The organism is Hymenobacter glaciei (assembly GCF_039539585.1).
Lineage (GTDB): Bacteria > Bacteroidota > Bacteroidia > Cytophagales > Hymenobacteraceae > Hymenobacter > Hymenobacter glaciei.
Genome location: NZ_BAABDK010000038.1, coordinates 1 through 1131, shown reverse-complemented (window position 1 = coordinate 1131; position 1131 = coordinate 1). Strand labels below are relative to the sequence as shown.

Annotated in this window: 1 protein-coding gene; it reads left to right on the top strand. The window is 68.3% G+C overall.

The window, feature by feature from the left end:
• Positions 1-14: 14 nt before the first annotated feature.
• The coding region (locus tag ABD837_RS24850) for an ISAs1 family transposase (protein ID WP_345060035.1) at positions 15-1131 on the top strand (1117 nt) is incomplete at its 3' end.

Here is a 1131-nt window from a genome sequence, read left to right as displayed (position 1 = left end):
GCATTCCCGCGGCGATGGAGCCCCTCAACCTGACGAGTTTTTTAGTTGATTTTGCGTCCGTCGCCGACCCGCGTCTGGACCGGCGCAAGCAGTACCCGCTCTTGGAAATCCTGCTGCTGTGCGTGGCCGCAGGCATCAGCGGTTACCAGGAGTGGGAAGCCATTGCGGATTTTGGCCGCCTCAAACTGGCCTGGCTGCGTCAGTACCTGCCCTATGCCAACGGCATTCCCTCGCACGACACGGTGAACCGGGTCATGGGCCTGCTCGACCTGCGCCAGGTCGAGCGCTGCCTGGTGCAGTGGAGCACGCGCCGCGTGGTGCTGCCCAGCGGGGCGCACTTGTGCTTCGACGGCAAGTGCCTGCGCCGCTCGGTGACGGCCCACCAGGCCCAGACCGCCCACGCCCAGGGCGGGCGCACCTCCGTGACGTTGCTGCACGCCTGGTGCGACGAGGCCGGCCTGTGCCTGGGCCAGTACGAAACGGACCACAAAGTCAACGAGCCGCGCGTGTTACCCGACTTGCTGGCCCTGCTCGACGTGCGCGGCTGCGTGGTCAGCGCCGACGCGGGCTTTACCCAACCCTCAACGGCGGCGGTGCTGGTCCAGGCCGGGGCCGATTACGTGCTGGCCCTTAAGCGCCGGCAACTGCAGCTCTACGCGGCCACGCAGGCGGCTTTTGCCCAGGCCCCGGACGCGGAGGGCTGGGAAGCGCCGGTGGAAAAACCGCGCCACGCCCGGCACGAAACGCGCTGCTGCCGGGTACTGCCGGCGAGCGTTTTGCCCGAGCCCCTGCGTGCGCCATGGCCGCAACTGCGGGCCGTAGTGCAGGTGCAGAGCACGCGGACGCCCACCCGGCCCATGCCCCACGTGCGAACGGCTGCCGAACCAGTCGTCCAGACGCGCTACTACCTCACCTCCCTGGCTGCGCCGGCCGCCACCCTGCTGGGGCTGGTGCGCCGCCACTGGGGCATTGAAAACCGCCTGCACTGGGTGTTGGACGTCGTGTTGGGCGAGGACCAGAGCCGTAAACGAGCGGGCCGGGCGGCGGCCAACTACGCCGCCGTGCGCAAACTGGTGCTGCGCCTGTTGCAACAACTACCCGAAAAAATCAGCTTCCAACGGAAGCGAAACC